This window comes from Aurantiacibacter gilvus (assembly GCF_038289935.1).
Taxonomy (GTDB): Bacteria; Pseudomonadota; Alphaproteobacteria; order Sphingomonadales; family Sphingomonadaceae; genus Alteraurantiacibacter; species Alteraurantiacibacter gilvus.
On the sequence record NZ_JBBYHV010000001.1, the window covers coordinates 1,225,321 to 1,240,702 of the forward strand.

The 15,382-nt window shown below is 63.7% G+C and carries 12 protein-coding genes; 7 read left to right on the plus strand and 5 right to left on the minus strand.

From position 1 onward, the window contains the following. Positions 1-498: a TadE/TadG family type IV pilus assembly protein gene (locus AAEO60_RS06005; protein ID WP_341672734.1), complete on the minus strand. Its 498-nt coding sequence runs from the start codon at positions 496-498 to the stop codon at positions 1-3. Next, entirely contained in the window at positions 495-2,090 is a 1,596-nt protein-coding gene (locus tag AAEO60_RS06010) for a TadE/TadG family type IV pilus assembly protein (RefSeq protein WP_341672735.1), read from the minus strand. The genes AAEO60_RS06005 and AAEO60_RS06010 overlap by 4 nt, the downstream gene beginning before the upstream one ends. Positions 2,091-2,269: 179 nt before the next feature. Here AAEO60_RS06010 and AAEO60_RS06015 point away from each other — a divergent pair, with 179 nt between their 5' ends. Continuing rightward, the gene (locus tag AAEO60_RS06015; protein ID WP_341672737.1) at positions 2,270-2,941 is read left to right on the plus strand and encodes an isoprenoid biosynthesis enzyme family protein; all 672 of its coding nucleotides are present in this window, start codon (positions 2,270-2,272) and stop codon (positions 2,939-2,941) included. 32 nt (positions 2,942-2,973) lie between these two features. Further along, a complete protein-coding gene (locus AAEO60_RS06020; RefSeq protein ID WP_341672738.1) occupies positions 2,974-3,432 on the plus strand; it encodes an EF-hand domain-containing protein in 459 nt (152 codons plus the stop codon). A gap of 33 nt (positions 3,433-3,465) precedes the next feature. Here AAEO60_RS06020 and trmFO read toward each other — a convergent pair whose 3' ends face one another. After that, complete coding sequence (gene trmFO / locus AAEO60_RS06025) at positions 3,466-4,830, minus strand: methylenetetrahydrofolate--tRNA-(uracil(54)-C(5))-methyltransferase (FADH(2)-oxidizing) TrmFO (protein ID WP_341672739.1); 1,365 nt, start codon at positions 4,828-4,830, stop codon at positions 3,466-3,468. Between the two features lie 54 nt (positions 4,831-4,884). Between trmFO and AAEO60_RS06030 the strand changes: the two genes are divergently transcribed. From AAEO60_RS06030 to AAEO60_RS06040, 3 genes are all read left to right on the plus strand, one after another. After that, on the plus strand, positions 4,885-6,360 hold the full coding sequence (locus tag AAEO60_RS06030) for a S41 family peptidase (protein WP_341672741.1): 1,476 nt from the start codon (positions 4,885-4,887) through the stop codon (positions 6,358-6,360). A 9-nt stretch (positions 6,361-6,369) separates the two neighbouring features. Beyond that, complete coding sequence (locus tag AAEO60_RS06035; protein WP_341672742.1) at positions 6,370-7,062, plus strand: lysoplasmalogenase family protein; 693 nt, start codon at positions 6,370-6,372, stop codon at positions 7,060-7,062. A gap of 80 nt (positions 7,063-7,142) precedes the next feature. Next, positions 7,143-8,123, plus strand: a complete 981-nt coding sequence (locus AAEO60_RS06040) for an alpha/beta hydrolase (protein WP_341672743.1) — start codon at positions 7,143-7,145, stop codon at positions 8,121-8,123. A 2-nt stretch (positions 8,124-8,125) separates the two neighbouring features. Here AAEO60_RS06040 and gyrA read toward each other — a convergent pair whose 3' ends face one another. Next, entirely contained in the window at positions 8,126-10,945 is a 2,820-nt protein-coding gene (gene gyrA / locus AAEO60_RS06045) for a DNA gyrase subunit A (protein WP_341672745.1), read from the minus strand. 283 nt (positions 10,946-11,228) lie between these two features. Here gyrA and AAEO60_RS06050 point away from each other — a divergent pair, with 283 nt between their 5' ends. Beyond that, positions 11,229-12,491, plus strand: a complete 1,263-nt coding sequence (locus AAEO60_RS06050) for a tetratricopeptide repeat protein (RefSeq protein ID WP_341672747.1) — start codon at positions 11,229-11,231, stop codon at positions 12,489-12,491. Between the two features lie 88 nt (positions 12,492-12,579). Here the strand turns inward: AAEO60_RS06050 and ychF are convergent, their stop codons facing one another. Continuing rightward, complete coding sequence (gene ychF, locus AAEO60_RS06055; protein WP_341672748.1) at positions 12,580-13,680, minus strand: redox-regulated ATPase YchF; 1,101 nt, start codon at positions 13,678-13,680, stop codon at positions 12,580-12,582. A 129-nt stretch (positions 13,681-13,809) separates the two neighbouring features. Here ychF and AAEO60_RS06060 point away from each other — a divergent pair, with 129 nt between their 5' ends. Continuing rightward, positions 13,810-15,327: a tetratricopeptide repeat protein gene (locus AAEO60_RS06060; RefSeq protein WP_341672750.1), complete on the plus strand. Its 1,518-nt coding sequence runs from the start codon at positions 13,810-13,812 to the stop codon at positions 15,325-15,327. The last annotated feature ends 55 nt before the right edge of the window (positions 15,328-15,382 follow it).

Sequence of the window (15,382 nt, forward strand, 5' to 3'; positions counted from 1 at the left end):
CTATCCGATCTGCACCGTGCGGCTGACGAAATAGTCGAAGCCGGAGCCGATGCCGTAGTTGACCCAGATGGGCACGTAGCTGTCGGCAATATCTACCTGGATGAAGGCATATTCCGGCGCCGCGCCGCAGGCACCGGCAGTCGTGGTGTAGGCCGTGCTGGTGCCGCAGCGATAAACCGGCGATACCGACACCGAAACCGTGCCGCAGGTTGCTGCACCATCGACTACCGAGCGGGTGCGATTGCCGCAAAGCGAGGTCGCGACGATGTCGCGCACCGTATCGCGCTCCGCTGCATCCGCAGGGGCGGCGGCGCGAACCACGGCGGCTGCCTCTGCAGCAGCACTTTGCAGTTCGGTCTGACGCGAGACCATCTGGCTCACCTCGAAACCACCCAGCGCCAGCATCAGCAACACCGGCGCCACGAAGGCGGTCTCGATGGCCATGGAGCCGCGATCATCGCGGGTAAGTCGGCAGAATCGGGCAAGCGACGACATCATGCAACAAGCCTCACTTTAGCTTCGGTGCTGACGACCGTCGTGTCCTCGGTAGAGTCTGCCGGACAGAAGGTCTCCATGTCGGTCGTACCGGTGATGGTGATATTGTTGGCGGCGATCATCAGGCACTGGCTGGTAACGCTGGCCGTACCGGCGAAGAACACCTCGCTGACAGGGAAGTAGAACGTCCCGTTGAGTACGGTGTTGGCATTGCCGTTGAAGCTCTGGCCGTTGGTGCCTGCACCAGCGGAATCGCGGTCCTCGAAGACGAGCATGCCCGCCAGATCGTTGGCATCGCTGGGCGAAACGCCGACGGACATCAGGTCGGCCGCAGTCATCGCGGTCAGGTTGATGTCGGCACCGCCGTTCACCTGGATGGAGGCCCCGTCGTAGAGCACGAACATCACGCCTGCTCCGGTTACTTCGTGCTGGCCGTTGATGATGAGCGTACCGCCGACGATGTTGTAGACGCCGGGCGCGAATGCCGTGTTACAGGAGATGTGGATGTCGGTGTAGGTGCCCGGACGGACGTTGCCTGCCAGACCGCCTTCGACCAGCGTCAGGTCGTCATAAGTCGTGGTGATCGTGCGGACGCGCTGTTCCCACTTCTTGGTCTGCCCGTTTCCGCCCAGGTCGCGCCAGGTTTCGTCGACCACGGTCGTCGTGCCGGCCACCGTGTCGTTCGGCACGATGATATCGTTACTGGAACTGGTGACATCGCTGTCGTCATGGCCCGAGGGGTTGGTCCAGAGCGTGACGTTGTTGCGCGTCGGACCCTCCCAGTAGGTGTAGTCCGTTACCGTGCGGATATCGACGTCGGCATAGGTCGTGTCGTTCTCTGCCGTGCACGTATAGGTGCGCGAAATCTGCGATGCCGTCGGGTTGGGCGGCGACAGGCTGGCGAACGGATCATAAAGCCCGTCCATATATTCCAGGATGACGTCGTCGGTGTTGGTGTAGAACCATTCATCCACGCCACCGGCGGACAGGATCCAACCGGCATCGACAGTCGGATCGCCGTTCACCGTGATCGACATGTCGTCGGTCGACAGTGCGGCAAGGCCGCAGCTGGCGGTGAGCACCGAGCTACCGCCGATGGTGATGGCGCCCGCGTCATCGTCGTCCAGTGCGATCAGGCAGCTGGTGAAGGTCGTGCCTTCCTCGAAGGTGGCCTGGGCATAGGCGTAGATCGTGGCGGCCTCGCCAGTCAGGAAGCTGGTGAAGGGCAGTTCCTTCGTCGCCGTGGCCGAAACCGCAACAGAGTTGTCTGTACCGCCCGCAAAGTTCGCCAGCTGGATAGTCGGCGCAGCGTTGAAATCGTCGGTCACCGAAAGGTTGGCGTCGAATTCCTGCAGGGCGCGTGTCTGGAAAGTGCTCTCGGTTTCCGTGTCAGCGGCAGCCCATGCACCGGCGATGGCAGCCTGGTCGACCGCGAACTGCAGCTCGCGCTTCCACATGTACCATTGGGTCATATCGACGCCAAGCCCGGCACCGCCGATCAGGACGGGCATGCCCAGCGCAACCATCATGGTTGCGTTACCGCTCTTGCAGCCTGCGATATGGGCGATCTTTTCGCGCATGAACTTGAGGATCATCGATTACACCTGCACTTTTTCCAGCGTTGGGCGCCCAACTACGACCCGCGTGGTTTCAGGGATGTAATGAGTTGGAGTTAACAACTTCTTGGCACTGTTCCGAGCGCAGTGTGTTTCCCAACCGCATCGCCTGGGGAGGTGCCATCGCCCAAGGCCTTTGACTTTCTCCGCGAATTGTCGTGTTGGATGCCGCCAAGACAATGTCCACCGATCTCCTCGAAACCCTGCCGCTGGCGCACCGACTGGCGCTGTCCTACGCGCCGCGCCAGACGCGCGATGCCACGCTTGGCCTGCTTGCGCTGGACGCCCGGCTGGCCGGGATCGTGCGGGCTGATGGCGAAGCGATCATTGCACAGATGAAACTGGCCTGGTGGAGAGAGAGGCTGGCCGACAATCCGGAAAACTGGCCTGTCGGCGAACCGCTACTGGCGCTCCTAGCCGGATCGGACATCAGGCCGGCAGGACTGGTTGGCTTGGTCAATGGCTGGGAAGGCCTGTTGGCCGAGCGATTGAGCGCTGCGTCGATCGACGAATTTGCGCAAGGGCGCGGCGAAGCCTGGCTGGCTACCGCGCAGCTGGACGATAACGAGCAGGCGACCGTGCGAGGCGCGGCTGTGGAAGTCGGTTATTTCGAGCTGAACGCCAACCTCTCCGACCCGGAAGAGAAGGAATTGACGGCGGAGCGCGCGCACTCGGCGCCATGGACCAGGCCCGCGCTGCCCGCATCCCACAGGCCGCTGGCTGTCCTCCATGCGCTGGCACGGCGAGCCCAGAGCAAGGCGGAGCAGCAACTTCTTCACGGCCCCGCCGCCATGCTCACCGCCATGCGGGTTGGAATTCTAGGACGTTAGCGTAAGTTACCCCAATCCAAGGGGAATTGCGCATGCAAAAGGTCATTCTCGGTGCTTTTGGGGCTCTTGTACTGGTCGCGGTGGGCCTGTTCTGGATGCAGGGTCGGGCGCAAGTGGAGCAGGGCGCACCGCCTCCCGAACCGGCTGCGGAGCCGACCGATCCCAACGCCTTGCCCAGCGCCGATATCGCCGACCTCGAGGGACCGGATCCGCCGGAGGCCAGCGAGCTGACGCGCGAGCAGCGCCGTTTCTTCCGCTATGATCGTAACCGCGACCTGAAGATCACTCGCAACGAAATGCTCTCGACCCGTACCGATGCCTTCCGGCGGCTCGACACCGACGGCAACAACCTGCTCACCTTCGAGGAATGGGCCATCACCACCTCCACGCGGTTCGAGGAAATGGACGCTGACGAGGATAACGAGCTGACCCAGGCCGAATTCGCCACCAGCGCCCCGACCCCGCGTCGAACTCCGGGTTGCAACTGCTAGCAGAGCCACGTTGGAGGCGGGCGCCGACCACGACTAGGCAGGGACGCGCAGGCCCTCCAGCCATTCGCCGAAATCGGCCTTGGCGCGCGACGTATAGGCCTCCTTTCGGGCCTTCTTCTTCACATCGTGCATTGGCGGGAATAGCCCGAAGTTGATGTTCATCGGCTGGTAGTCGCTCGCCCCGGCATCGCCGGTGATATGGCTGAGCAGCGCGCCCATGGCGCTCGTCGCGGGCGGCGCGACCCAGTCCTCGCCGGACAGCTCCGACGCAGCCATCATGCCCGCCATCAGTCCCACGGCGGAGCTTTCGACATAGCCCTCGCAGCCCGTCACCTGTCCGGCGAAGCGGATATGCGGCGCGCTCTTCAGGCGTAGCTGGCGGTCCAGCAGCATGGGCGAGTTGATGAAGGTGTTGCGGTGCATGCCGCCCAGCCGCGCGAACTCGGCATTCTCGAGGCCCGGAATGGTGCGGAACAGCTCCACCTGCGCGCCGTATTTCATCTTGGTCTGGAAACCGACCATGTTCCACAGCGTGCCGAGCTTGTTGTCCTGCCGCAGCTGCACCACGGCATAGGGCCAGCGGCCCTGCGGATGCACTTCGGTGCGGTCGTATGGGTTGTCGAGACCGACGCCCTTCATCGGCCCAAAGCGCAGGGTTTCCACGCCGCGCTCGGCCATGACCTCGATCGGCATGCAACCATCGAAGTAGGGGGTATCGGCCTCCCACTCCTTGAACTCGCCCTTCTCGGCATCGAGCAGGCCCTGGACGAAGGTTTCGTACTGCTCCTTCGTCATCGGGCAGTTGATGTAGTCGCCATCCTCGTTCGAGGCAGAGGTGGTCTTGTCCCAGCGTGACTGGATCCACGCCTTCGACATGTCGATGGAATCGCGGTGGACGATGGGAGCGATGGCATCGAAGAAGGCGAGCCGGTCCTCGCCGGTCGCCTTCACGATGCTTTGCGCCAGGCTGGCGGCCGTCAGCGGGCCTGTGGCAACAATGGTCAGGCCTTCGGACGGGAGCTCGTCCACTTTCTCGCGCACGATTGCGATGTTGGGGTGTTCTTCCAGCGCTTTCTGCACCTCGGCGCTGAAAACGTCGCGGTCCACTGCCATGGCGCTGCCCGCAGGAACGCGGGCCACTTCGCCTGCGCGCATGACCAGGCTGTCCAGCCGGCGCATCTCGTGATGCAGCAGGCCGACCGCGTTCTTGGTGTCGTCATCGCTGCGAAAGGAGTTGGAGCAGACCAGCTCGGCAAGGCCGTCCGTCTGGTGGGCAGGGGTCTCCCCGCCACCCCCGCGCATTTCCGACAGGCGCACGCGCACGCCGCGCTGCGCCAATTGCCATGCTGCCTCGCTTCCGGCGAGGCCGCCGCCGATGATGTGTACCTGGTGAGTCATGAGAGTGCGATTAGGCGTCTTGACTGCCAATTTCGAGGCCCTAGTGACCCAGGGATGCAAAATCGTTTCATCCGCAACCTGTTTGCGTCATTCTGCCTGCTCTCCGCATCCGCGGTTGCAGCGCAGGAACCCCCGCTCTGCGACACTTGCTACACAGAGGAAGAAGCACGCGAAGATCTGACGACGCTTTACGACCGCTTGCAGCGGGAACATGTCGACCTGTTCGCCCGTCGCAGCGAAGCGGAATACGCTGCCCATGTGCAAACCTTGCTAGAGCGAATCGATGGGCCTGTCGAACGTGCTGATTTCCACCTGATGCTGCACGCCGTCATGGCCTTCGGCAATGTCGGCCATGCCAAGACCGAAGCCGCCATGGCAGACGTCTTTGCCCATGTCGGTGCCGGTGGCACGATCATTCCCTTGTCGATTACCTATCGCGACGACGTGATGCTTACCGACAACTGGGTGGGCGAGGGCGATGCCCTGCCGCCGGGGTCTCAGATCACCGCACTAGGTGGCCTGTCCGTGCCCGAGTTTGAGGATCGCGCGAAACAGATCATCTCGGCAGACAGCGCCCGCCTGCTGCGTTCGCAGATCGAACTGGGCCTGCAGGCCTGGCTCTATCTTGTCTTCGGTCCGGTCGACAGCTTGCAAGTTGACTACGTCACTCCCGACGGGCGCAGCGGCGTCCAACAAGTCGAAGCCACGGGTCTGAACGAGATGTATGCTATGCAGGCAGAGCGGGCGTTGCCGCGCCCCGATCGCCGTCCGAGCGCACGTATCCATCGCGATCTTGGCCACGGGATCTATTACCTCCAACCAGGCCACTTCTTCGCTAGCGAAGCCGAGCGCGGCGAAGACGGCGAAGCCTATGCGATAGAACCATTCCGGGCTTTCGTGGAGGAAGCTTTTGCCAGTCTTGCGGCCAGCGGCGCCAGCGACCTGGTGATCGACTTGCGCGACAACAGCGGCGGTGACGCAAGCTTTTCCGACCTCATCATTGCTCGCCTCGTGAACGAACCCTATCGCTATGCCTCACACTATGAGGTGCGCGCCGGGGCCAATACCAAGGCCGCTTGGGCCGATTGGGAAGGCGATCCGGAAAGCATGGCTGGCCGGATCGCGGCTGCGCTTGCTTTGGCAGAGGAAGGCGAGCGGGTGGTGATCGACCTCCCCGAAACACAGCCGATCCTAGAGAATGCCTTCCGTGGGCGGGTCTGGGTATTGGTGAACCAGCACAGCTATTCCAACGCCGCAGTGGTCGCAGCACTGATGCAGGACCTCGACATCGCGACGATCATGGGTGAGGAGACTTCAGACGTGCCGACAACCTATGGCGCGGTCGAAAGCTTCACCTTGCCACATTCCGGTGCCAGCATAGTCTACCCCAAGGCCTACATGGTTCGCCCATCCGGCGATCGGTCGACGCGGGGAGTAGTGCCCGATTTCGTGATTGCCCCCAATGGGATCGGCAGCGCCGAGGATGTGATGCTGGAAACCGCACTGGTGCAAATCCGCAGCAGCCGCTAGGCGTCGCTCATGCGCCGCGCACTTGCCCAGAAACGTCCTTATCTCGTGCTGAGCGTGGTTGCCGCGCTGGCCTATCACTACCTGCAGATCACCGAGTTGCCCGAGGCCTTCCTCTGGCCGATCAAGGGCAGTGCCTGCGCCTTCCTCGCCTTCTACGCCTGGCTTCGGCACGGCAGCAGCGATGCGCGCCTGTTGGCAGGAGCCATGGCCGTGGCAGCGATTGCGGACATGGCGATGGAATTCGACATGGCCGTGGGGGCGGGGGTCTTCATCCTGTTCCACATTCTCGCGATCCGCCTGTTCACGCGCCACAATCGCGGCGCCATGGCAGGGCGGGACAACGTGGTACTGCTCGCCCTGCTGATCGTGCCCCCCTTTGCCGGGTACTGGCTGCCGGACGACCAGCTGTGGAGCTGGCTGGCGGCGGCCTATGGCGCATTCCTGGGCGTGATGGCGGCCAGTGCCTGGGCCAGCGACTTTCCGCGCCTGCGGGTGGCGGCAGGGGCGATCCTGTTCGTGATTTCCGACCTGCTGATCTTCGCGCGACTGGGCCCGCTGGAAGGCAGCCTTATCCCCGAGTACCTCGTCTGGCCGACCTATTACCTGGGCCAGTTCCTGATCGCGATCGGTGTCGTGACTACCCTGCGCAAGCGCGATCCGGAACTGCGCGTGGTGCCGGGCAGCAGGGAAACTATGCATTGATATTACGCCTGGCAGCCCTGTCTGGGGCCCTTTTCACGGCCCTGCTCGCCAACTTGTTCGTAACGCCCGCTGCCGCGCAAATGGGTGAGGGCATGCCGCACGTGACAGCCACGTCCTACACCGTCCACTCGGAAGTGCTTGGCGGGGAGCGTATCATTACCGTGCGCCTGCCTCCGGGCTATGTCGAACAGCCCGACACGCGTTTCCCGGTGGTCTACCTTCTCGACGGCGGGCCGGAGCAGGACTTCGACCACATCGCCGGGATCGCGCAGAGCCGCGACATGAACTGGAGCTTCGAGCGTTTCATCCTGGTCGGCGTGCAGAGCGTGGACCGGCGACACTACTTCGCTCCGGCTGTCGACGATCCGGCACCTTACACCGAGGCCCTCGGTTCCCCGCCGGGCGGCACGGAGGATTATCGCCGCTGGTTGTCCGAGGAGCTGATGCCGATGATCAACGCGCAATTCCGCACCGACGGACATGACGCGGTAATCGGGGAATCGCTGGCCGCCCTGTTCGTGGTGGAAACCATGCTCAAACAGCCCACGCTGTTCGACGATTACATCGCCGTGTCGCCGAGCATGTGGTGGGACGGAATGCGTTACGGGCGTGATGCGGCGGACTATCTCGCGGAGTTCCCGGCGGAAGGCGACTACCGGCTCTACCTCACCGTCGCCAACGAAGGCTTCTGGCACCGCGAAGGGGTAGAACGACTGGTCGACGCCCTGCGTGACCATGCGCCGGACAACCTACGCTGGACCTTCGTCCCCGTCGGCGACAGCGAAACGCACGGTACGCTGTTCCATCCCATGGCGCTGGATGCTTTCCGCACACTCTACGGCACGCCGGACCGTGAATACAAACCCACGGCGCTGCTGGGTGGCAGTGAGGAGGCGGACAGCACGCCGGAGGAACAGGCGCGGCTGGATACCGAGTGTACCCTCGAAAACAGCCGCCCGACCACGCCCGAAGCAGCGTCAGAAGGGCGCGAGCGGCTGTACTACGAATGCCTGCTGTTCGACCTCGGCCCGCGTCCCCGCGAAGGGACGCTGGGTCAGTAGGCCTACTCCTCAGCGTCACCTTCTTCGGTAGGCGTTTCGCTGACGTCCCCGCCGCCGCGGCGATCGAGCATTTCCTCGACCACCAGTTCCTCGGCTTCGTTCTCGGGGCCTTCTTCCTCGTCGATCAGCGCTGCGCCGACGATGGTTTCGCCCTTTGCAACGTCGAAGATGCGTACGCCCGAAGAGCCGCGACCGTAGACCGAGAAGCCCTTGTGCTCCTCGAACCCGCCTTCCAGCAAGTGACGGAATTCGATCGGCAGGCGGATCAGCTTGGCCTTGTCGGTCACCAGCATCAGCTGCGAGCCGTGCTTGACCGGGAAGCTGCCCACCACCGGGCCGTTGCGTTCGGGGTTGCTGTCAGGCGTGCCGATGTTGGTCAGGCCCTGGCCGCCGCGACCGATGGTGCGGTATTCATAAGCCGAGCTGATCTTGCCGTAGCCATTGGCGGTCAGCGTCAGGATGAACTCCTCCGCCTCTTCCATCGCCGCAGCCTTCTCTGCCGGCAGGGTGTGCTCGGCGTCGTTGTTCTTCCACACGGCGGCGCGCAGGTAGGCCTCGCGCGTTTCCATGTCGGTATCGAGTGCGTCGAGCACGGCGAGCGAGACGACCTTGGCATCGTTCTTCAAGGCCATACCGCGCACACCGATGCCGGTGCGGCTCTTGGTCTCGCGCGCGTCGGTGGCGGAGAAACGGATCGCCTTGCCCGCATCGGAAGCGAGGAAGATTTCCTGCTCTTCTGTCAGCAACTTGACGCCGATCAGCCGGTCGCCACTGCCTTCGACGAAGCCCATGGCGTACTTGCCCGCCGTCGGCACGTTGGTGAAGGCGTCCATCGAATTGCGGCGGACCATGCCCTGTTCGGTTGCGAAGACGATATTGAGCGCGGCCCAGTCGTTCTCGTCCTCGGGCAGGGGCAGCACGTTGGTGACGCGTTCCTCGTTGCCCAGCGGCAGCAGGTTCACCATCGGACGGCCCTTGGTCTGCGGTCCACCTTCGGGCAGCTTCCACACCTTCAGGCGATAGACCCGGCCAGTATTGGTGAAGAAAAGCACAGGGTTGTGCGTCGAAGTTACGAACATTTCGACGACGGCATCCTCGTCCTTCGTCGCCATGCCGCTGCGGCCCTTGCCGCCGCGCGCCTGGGCCCGGAAGGTCGCCAGCGGGGTGCGCTTGATATAGCCCGAGTGGGTGACGGTAACGACCATCTCCTCACGCTCGATCAGGTCTTCGTCCTCGATGCCGTCCCATGCAGGCGCGATTTCGGAGACGCGCGGGGTGGCGAACTGGTCGCGCACTTCCTGCAGTTCCTCGCGCATGACGCCGTACAGCTGTGCGCGGTCGGCCAGCAGCGAAAGGTAATACTCGATCCGGTCGGCCAGTTCCTTCAGCTCGTCGCCGATCTCGTCGCGACCCAGCGCGGTGAGGCGGTGCAAGCGCAGTTCGAGGATGGCTTTCACCTGCCGCTCGGAAAGCTGGTAGGTGCCCTCGCTCTCGTCGGCCGTGGGCTCGATCGCTTCGACAAGCCGGATATACTGGGCGATCGCGCCAATCGGCCATTCCCTTGCCAGCAGCTTTGCGCGCGCAATCTGCGGGTTTGAAGACCCGCGGATCATCGCCACCACTTCATCGAGGTTGGAAACGGCGACCACCAGGCCGAGCAAGATGTGCGCCCGGTCCCGCGCCTTGTTCAGCTCATACTTGGTGCGACGGGTAATGACCTGTTCGCGGAAGGCGATGAAGCTGGAAATGAACTCGCGCAGCTCCAGCGTCTCCGGCCTGCCGCCGCGGATCGCCAGCATGTTGGCGGGGAAGCTGGATTGCGCCGGGGTATGCCGCCACAACTGGTTCAGCACCACGTCGGGCGTGGCATCGCGCTTCAGCTCGATCACCACGCGTACGCCGGCGCGAGAACTCTCGTCGCGAATGTCGGAAATGCCCTCGATCCGCTTTTCCTTGGCGGCATCGGCGATCTTCTCGACCAGGCCCGCCTTGCCGACCTGGAAGGGGATGGAGGTGAGGACAATGCTTTGGCGGTCGCCCTTGCCGGTCTCGATCTCGTGCCGGCTGCGCATCAACACGCTGCCGCGCCCGGTGGTGTAGGCCGACCGCGCACCGGCCTTGCCAAGGATCAGCGGGCCGGTGGGGAAATCGGGGCCGGGAATGATCTCGTGCAATTGCTCCGAAGTGATGCCCGGATCGTCCATGTAGGCAAAGCAGCCGTCGATCACTTCGCCCAGGTTGTGCGGCGGGATATTGGTGGCCATGCCCACCGCGATGCCGCCCGCGCCGTTGACCAGCAGGTTGGGGAAGCGTGCCGGCAGGACCGAAGGTTCTTTTTCCGACCCGTCGTAGTTGTCGACGAAATCGACCGTATCCTTGTCCAGATCGCTCAGCAGCGGGTCGGCTGCCTTGGCCAGGCGGCTTTCGGTGTAACGCATGGCCGCCGGGGGATCCGGGTCCATGGAGCCGAAGTTGCCCTGGCCGTCGATCAGCGGCAGCCGCATCGACCACGGCTGCACCATGCGTGCCAGTGCATCGTAGATCGCGCTGTCGCCGTGCGGGTGGTAGGAACCCATCACTTCACCGACGATCTTGGCCGATTTGCGATAGGGCTTGGTGGACGTGTAGCCGCCAACCTGGGCGGCATAGAGGATACGCCGGTGCACCGGCTTCAGGCCGTCGCGCACGTCAGGCAGCGCGCGGCTGACGATCACGCTCATGGCGTAATCGAGGTAGCTGGTCTTCATCTCCTCGACGATGTCGATCCGGGAGTATTCGCCGGGGACGTCCTCAGGGGGCTGGTTGTCGGATTCTTCGCTCACGAAAAATGTGATCCAATGTCGTTATCGCAGGCTTGAAATGTAGGGATTGGGGGGCTGTTTCACCATAGAAGCCCCCCTAAAACGCCCATAAATCTGCGCTTTTTCCACACTTGCGCGGCAGTTTTCTGAATTTGCGGTCCAGCTGGCGTTAAATCGCCATTCAGCGCGCTTTGGCTAGGACATATTTGCAATTCCGGACGCCTCTGTGCAAGGAGCCGTCCACCGGAAAAGACGGGCAGCCACAAGGCCGCCTGACCAGGGTCTACCAGGAGAGAATACCACAATGTTCCGTTCCACTCGCCGCAAGACCGTGCGCAGCGCGGTTGCCAGTTTCGCCCTTGCCGTCGCCCTCGCGGGCGGTGCTGCCGTGGGCTCGGCCGCTTTCACCTCGGAAGCAGCCTATGCGCAGAACTCCCGCGGATTTGCCGAAGTCTACCAGCCGCTGGCTGAAATGGTGAACGCCACGCCGCCGAACTTCGAAGGCGCGCGTACCGCCATCCCCACGCTGATCGCGGCGATCGAGAACCCGAACGACCGCCAGTTGGCGGGCAACCTGATTCTCAACATTGGCAACAACACCTCGGACCCGGCACTGCAGCGCCAGGGCCTGGAAATGATGCTGGAAAGCGGCCTCGTGCCGGTCGAGCAGCAGGGCCAGTTCAACTGGTTCGTCGGTAGCCTGGCATTCCAGGCCGACGACTATGCCGCCGCGCGTGAATCCTTCGAGGTGACCAAGTCGCTAGGCTACGCGCCCGAAGGCACCGATCTCGACGTGTTGATTGCGGAAACCCATTTCCAGCAAGACAATGTCAATGCCGGCGTGCAGCACCTGGTTGGAGCCATCACCGCAGCCGAAGCTGCCGGAACCGCGGTCAACCAGAGCTGGATTACCAACGCCCTGCAGGCGGCCTATGACTACGACCTGACCGACCAGGCTCTGGTGCTGTCGGAAAAGCTGATCCAGCACCATCCGTCGCAGCGTAACTGGGAGAACGCCCTGCGTATCCTCAACCAGCTGTACGAGCTGCCCGAGGACGCCCGTGTCGACCTGTCTCGCCTGATGCGCCTCAACAATGCCATCATCGATCGCCAGGAATACATCCGGTACATCGAGGATCTCGATCCGCGCGTGATGTCGAACGAAGTGCAGTTGGTCCTGGCCATGGGCCTCGACAATGGCGTGTTCGAAGCTGACGATCCCTATTACGTCGAAGTGAAGGGCATTGCTGACCAGCGCGCTCCGCAGGATCGCAACGGCATCGACGACATCATTTCGGAAGGCCAGAATGGCGACGCGCTTGACGCACTGAGTGCCGGCGACGTGCTCTACTCGCTGAGCGACTTTGCCCAGGCAGAAACCATGTACAAGCTGGCGCTGGAGCGCGGCTACGATGCCGGCACGGCGAACACCCGCATCGGCATTACCCAGGCAGAGCAGGGCAACTACGCCGCCGCGATCGAGACCTTCGGGCTCGTCACCGGCCAGCGTGCCCCGGTTGCCCGCATGTGGGTTGCCTACGCACAGCAGCAGATGGCCGGCAACTAGGAGCCAGCCTTACAACCTGACGCAAGAGGCGGCGCGGGAACTCCGGTTTCCGCGCCGCTTTGCTGTGTAACTCAGATATCGAAGTGCGTCAGACGTTGAACTTGAACAGCAGGACGTCGCCGTCCTGGACGACGTACTGCTTGCCCTCCTGGCGCAGCTTGCCCGCCTCGCGCGCACCGCTTTCACCACCCAGCGTGACGTAGTCGTCAAAGGCGATCGTCTCGGCGCGGATAAAGCCTTTCTCGAAATCGGTATGGATTTCGCCTGCGGCTTGCGGCGCCTTGGCGGCTGCTGGCGTCGTCCAGGCACGCGCTTCCTTGGGGCCGCAGGTGAAGAAGGTCTTCAGCCCCAGCAGCTTGTAACCGGCGCGGATCACCCGGCTCAGGCCGCTTTCTTCCAAGCCGAGCTCGTTGAGGAACTCGACCCGATCCTCTGGGGGCATGGCCACCAGCTCGCTCTCGATAGCGGCAGAGACGACGACGGCCTCCGCACCTTCTGCTGCGGCCTTGGCGAAAACCTTTTCCGACAGGGCATTGCCGGTGGCAGCCTCGTCCTCACCCACGTTGCAGACGTAGAGCACCGGCTTGGCCGTCAGCAGCTGCGCCTGCTCGAGGACACGAGCTTCCTCGTCATCCTTGGGTTCGGTGAGACGCGCAGGCTTGCCTTCGCGCAGCAGGTCCAGCGCCTGGCCCAGCACACTGGCCATCACCTTGGCTTCCTTGTCGTTCGCCGTGGCGCGGCGCTTGGCATTCTCGACCCGCTTTTCGAGGCTTTCGAGGTCCGACAGCATCAGCTCGGTTTCCACCACTTCGGCGTCCGCGATGGGATCGACCTTGTTGGCCACGTGCTGGATATCGTCGTCCTCGAAGCAGCGCAGCACGTGGACGATGGCGTCGACTTCGCGGATGTTGCCGAGGAACTGGTTACCCAGGCCTTCGCCCGCACTGGCGCCCTTCACCAGGCCGGCGATGTCCACGAAGCTGAGCTGGGTGTGGACGATCTTGGCGCTGCCGGCGATCTTGGCGATCTGGTCGAGCCGTGGATCGGGCACGGAGACCTGCCCGACATTGGGTTCGATCGTGCAGAACGGATAGTTCGCGGCCTCGGCGGCCTGCGTTTCGGTGAGAGCGTTGAACAAGGTCGACTTGCCGACATTGGGCAGGCCGACGATCCCGCAGCGGAATCCCATGGGTTAAGTGCCTTCGCGTGAGTGGACAGATGTTGCGCGCGCCTTAGCCGCCGTCTGCGCGAAATGCCAGCTTGGCAGCGTATGGTTCGGTAAACGGCTTCTCAACCTTGAGGTGCTAGCTCCGCGCGCATGAAGAAACACATCGCTCTTGTCACCATTGGCGCCATGGCGCTGGCCCTCAGTGCATGCGGCGTCTCGCCCGAAGAACAGTTCGACCGTGCCGAGCAGGCCTTCGCGGAACATCGCTTCAACGATGCCCGGCTCGACCTTGGCACGCTGTTGCAGGCCGACAGCGACAATCCCGAACTGCTGGAGCTGATGGCCCGCACACAATTGCAGCTGGGCGACGGGGAGGGCGCACGCTCCATGCTCGAGCGGCTGGCGGCGCAGAATGTCCGCCCGGACGATTACGACACGCTGCTGGCCGAAGCCATGTTGCTGCAAGGCGAGTTCGAAAGCGCGCTGGCGGCGGGAACGGCGCTTGGCACGGCCGAAGGCTATCGCATTGCTGCGCTCTCGCACGTGGCACTTGGCGGCGCTGACGCGGCCCTGGAGAGTTTCCAGCAGGGGATGCAGGCGGCGGGTGACCGCTCGCGCCTCTACGCCGATTTCGCCCGCTTCGCGCATATGGCCGGTGAGACCGGACGCGCCGTCGAACTGGCGCGCATGGCGCGCGAGGCCGATCCGCAAGGGCTCGATCCGCTGCTCGCCAGTGCGCTGATCGCGCAGGACAGTGGCCGCTACGAACAGGCGCTGGAATACTACGAACAGGCGCAAGCGGCATGGCCCGAATCGCGCGTTGCCTTGCTGGGCCGTATCGGCGTGCTTGGCGACAGTGGCCGGCTCGACGACGCGCGGACGCTGATCGAGGAGGCCGCCCGCCAGCAGCCGGATGATCCCGATGTCATCTACCTCCAGGCCCGTTTGGCTGCCGAGGAGGGCGACTGGAGCGACGTTCGCACTATCCTGCAACCGATCGAGGACAACAGTGATCCGCGCCAGCAGCTGCTCTATGCCCGCGCGCTGGTGGAACTGGACCTGGTCGAACAGGCCCTGCCACGCCTGACCACGCTGGTGCGCCGCAATCCCGCGGTTGCCGAACCGCGTCGGGTACTGGCCCGGGCACAGCTGGCTGCGGGCAATGCGGCTGCTGCCTTCGATACGATCCAGCCGCTGGCCGTCAGCCCGGAAAGTTCTCCCAGCGATCTGGCGCTCTATGCCGAAGCTGCACGGGCATCGGGACGCACCGGCCAGATCGACCGGGCGCTGGCCGAAGCCCCGCCGGAAGAGCGGGTCGCGACCCTGATGGCCGAAGCCGACAGCCACATGCGCAACGAACGCTGGCGCGCGGCTATCGATACCTACGAGGACCTGCGCGGCTGGACGGGCGATTCCAACGCCATGGTCCTCAACAACCTCGCCTTCGCCAAGAGCCGCATCGGTGCCGAAGACGAAGCGCTGGACCTCGCCGTGCGCGCGCTTGCTCTGGCCCCCGAACAGCCCAACGTGATGGACACGGCAGGCTGGCTGATGGTGCAGACCGGGCGTGACCGGGCGCGCGGCATCGAGCTGCTCGAACGGGCTGCCGAACTCGCTCCCGGCAACGAAGCCATTGCCGAACACCTCGCCGCCGCACGCCGCGGTTGATCCATAAAAGAAGGGCGCCGCCTCCTGCGAGGCGACGCCCTTTCTTGTTTCAGGC

Excerpts from the sequence above, each read along its gene's own strand:
- AAEO60_RS06035 (WP_341672742.1), top strand. The coding sequence starts at position 6,370 with ATGCGCCGCGCACTTGCCCAGAAACGTCCTTATCTCGTGCTGAGCGTG.
- ychF (WP_341672748.1), bottom strand. The coding sequence starts at position 13,680 with ATGGGATTCCGCTGCGGGATCGTCGGCCTGCCCAATGTCGGCAAGTCG.
- trmFO (WP_341672739.1), bottom strand. The coding sequence starts at position 4,830 with ATGACTCACCAGGTACACATCATCGGCGGCGGCCTCGCCGGAAGCGAG.
- AAEO60_RS06020 (WP_341672738.1), top strand. The coding sequence starts at position 2,974 with ATGCAAAAGGTCATTCTCGGTGCTTTTGGGGCTCTTGTACTGGTCGCG.
- AAEO60_RS06060 (WP_341672750.1), top strand. The coding sequence starts at position 13,810 with ATGAAGAAACACATCGCTCTTGTCACCATTGGCGCCATGGCGCTGGCC.
- AAEO60_RS06050 (WP_341672747.1), top strand. The coding sequence starts at position 11,229 with ATGTTCCGTTCCACTCGCCGCAAGACCGTGCGCAGCGCGGTTGCCAGT.
- AAEO60_RS06010 (WP_341672735.1), bottom strand. The coding sequence starts at position 2,090 with ATGATCCTCAAGTTCATGCGCGAAAAGATCGCCCATATCGCAGGCTGC.
- AAEO60_RS06040 (WP_341672743.1), top strand. The coding sequence starts at position 7,143 with ATGGGTGAGGGCATGCCGCACGTGACAGCCACGTCCTACACCGTCCAC.
- AAEO60_RS06005 (WP_341672734.1), bottom strand. The coding sequence starts at position 498 with ATGATGTCGTCGCTTGCCCGATTCTGCCGACTTACCCGCGATGATCGC.
- AAEO60_RS06030 (WP_341672741.1), top strand. The coding sequence starts at position 4,885 with ATGCAAAATCGTTTCATCCGCAACCTGTTTGCGTCATTCTGCCTGCTC.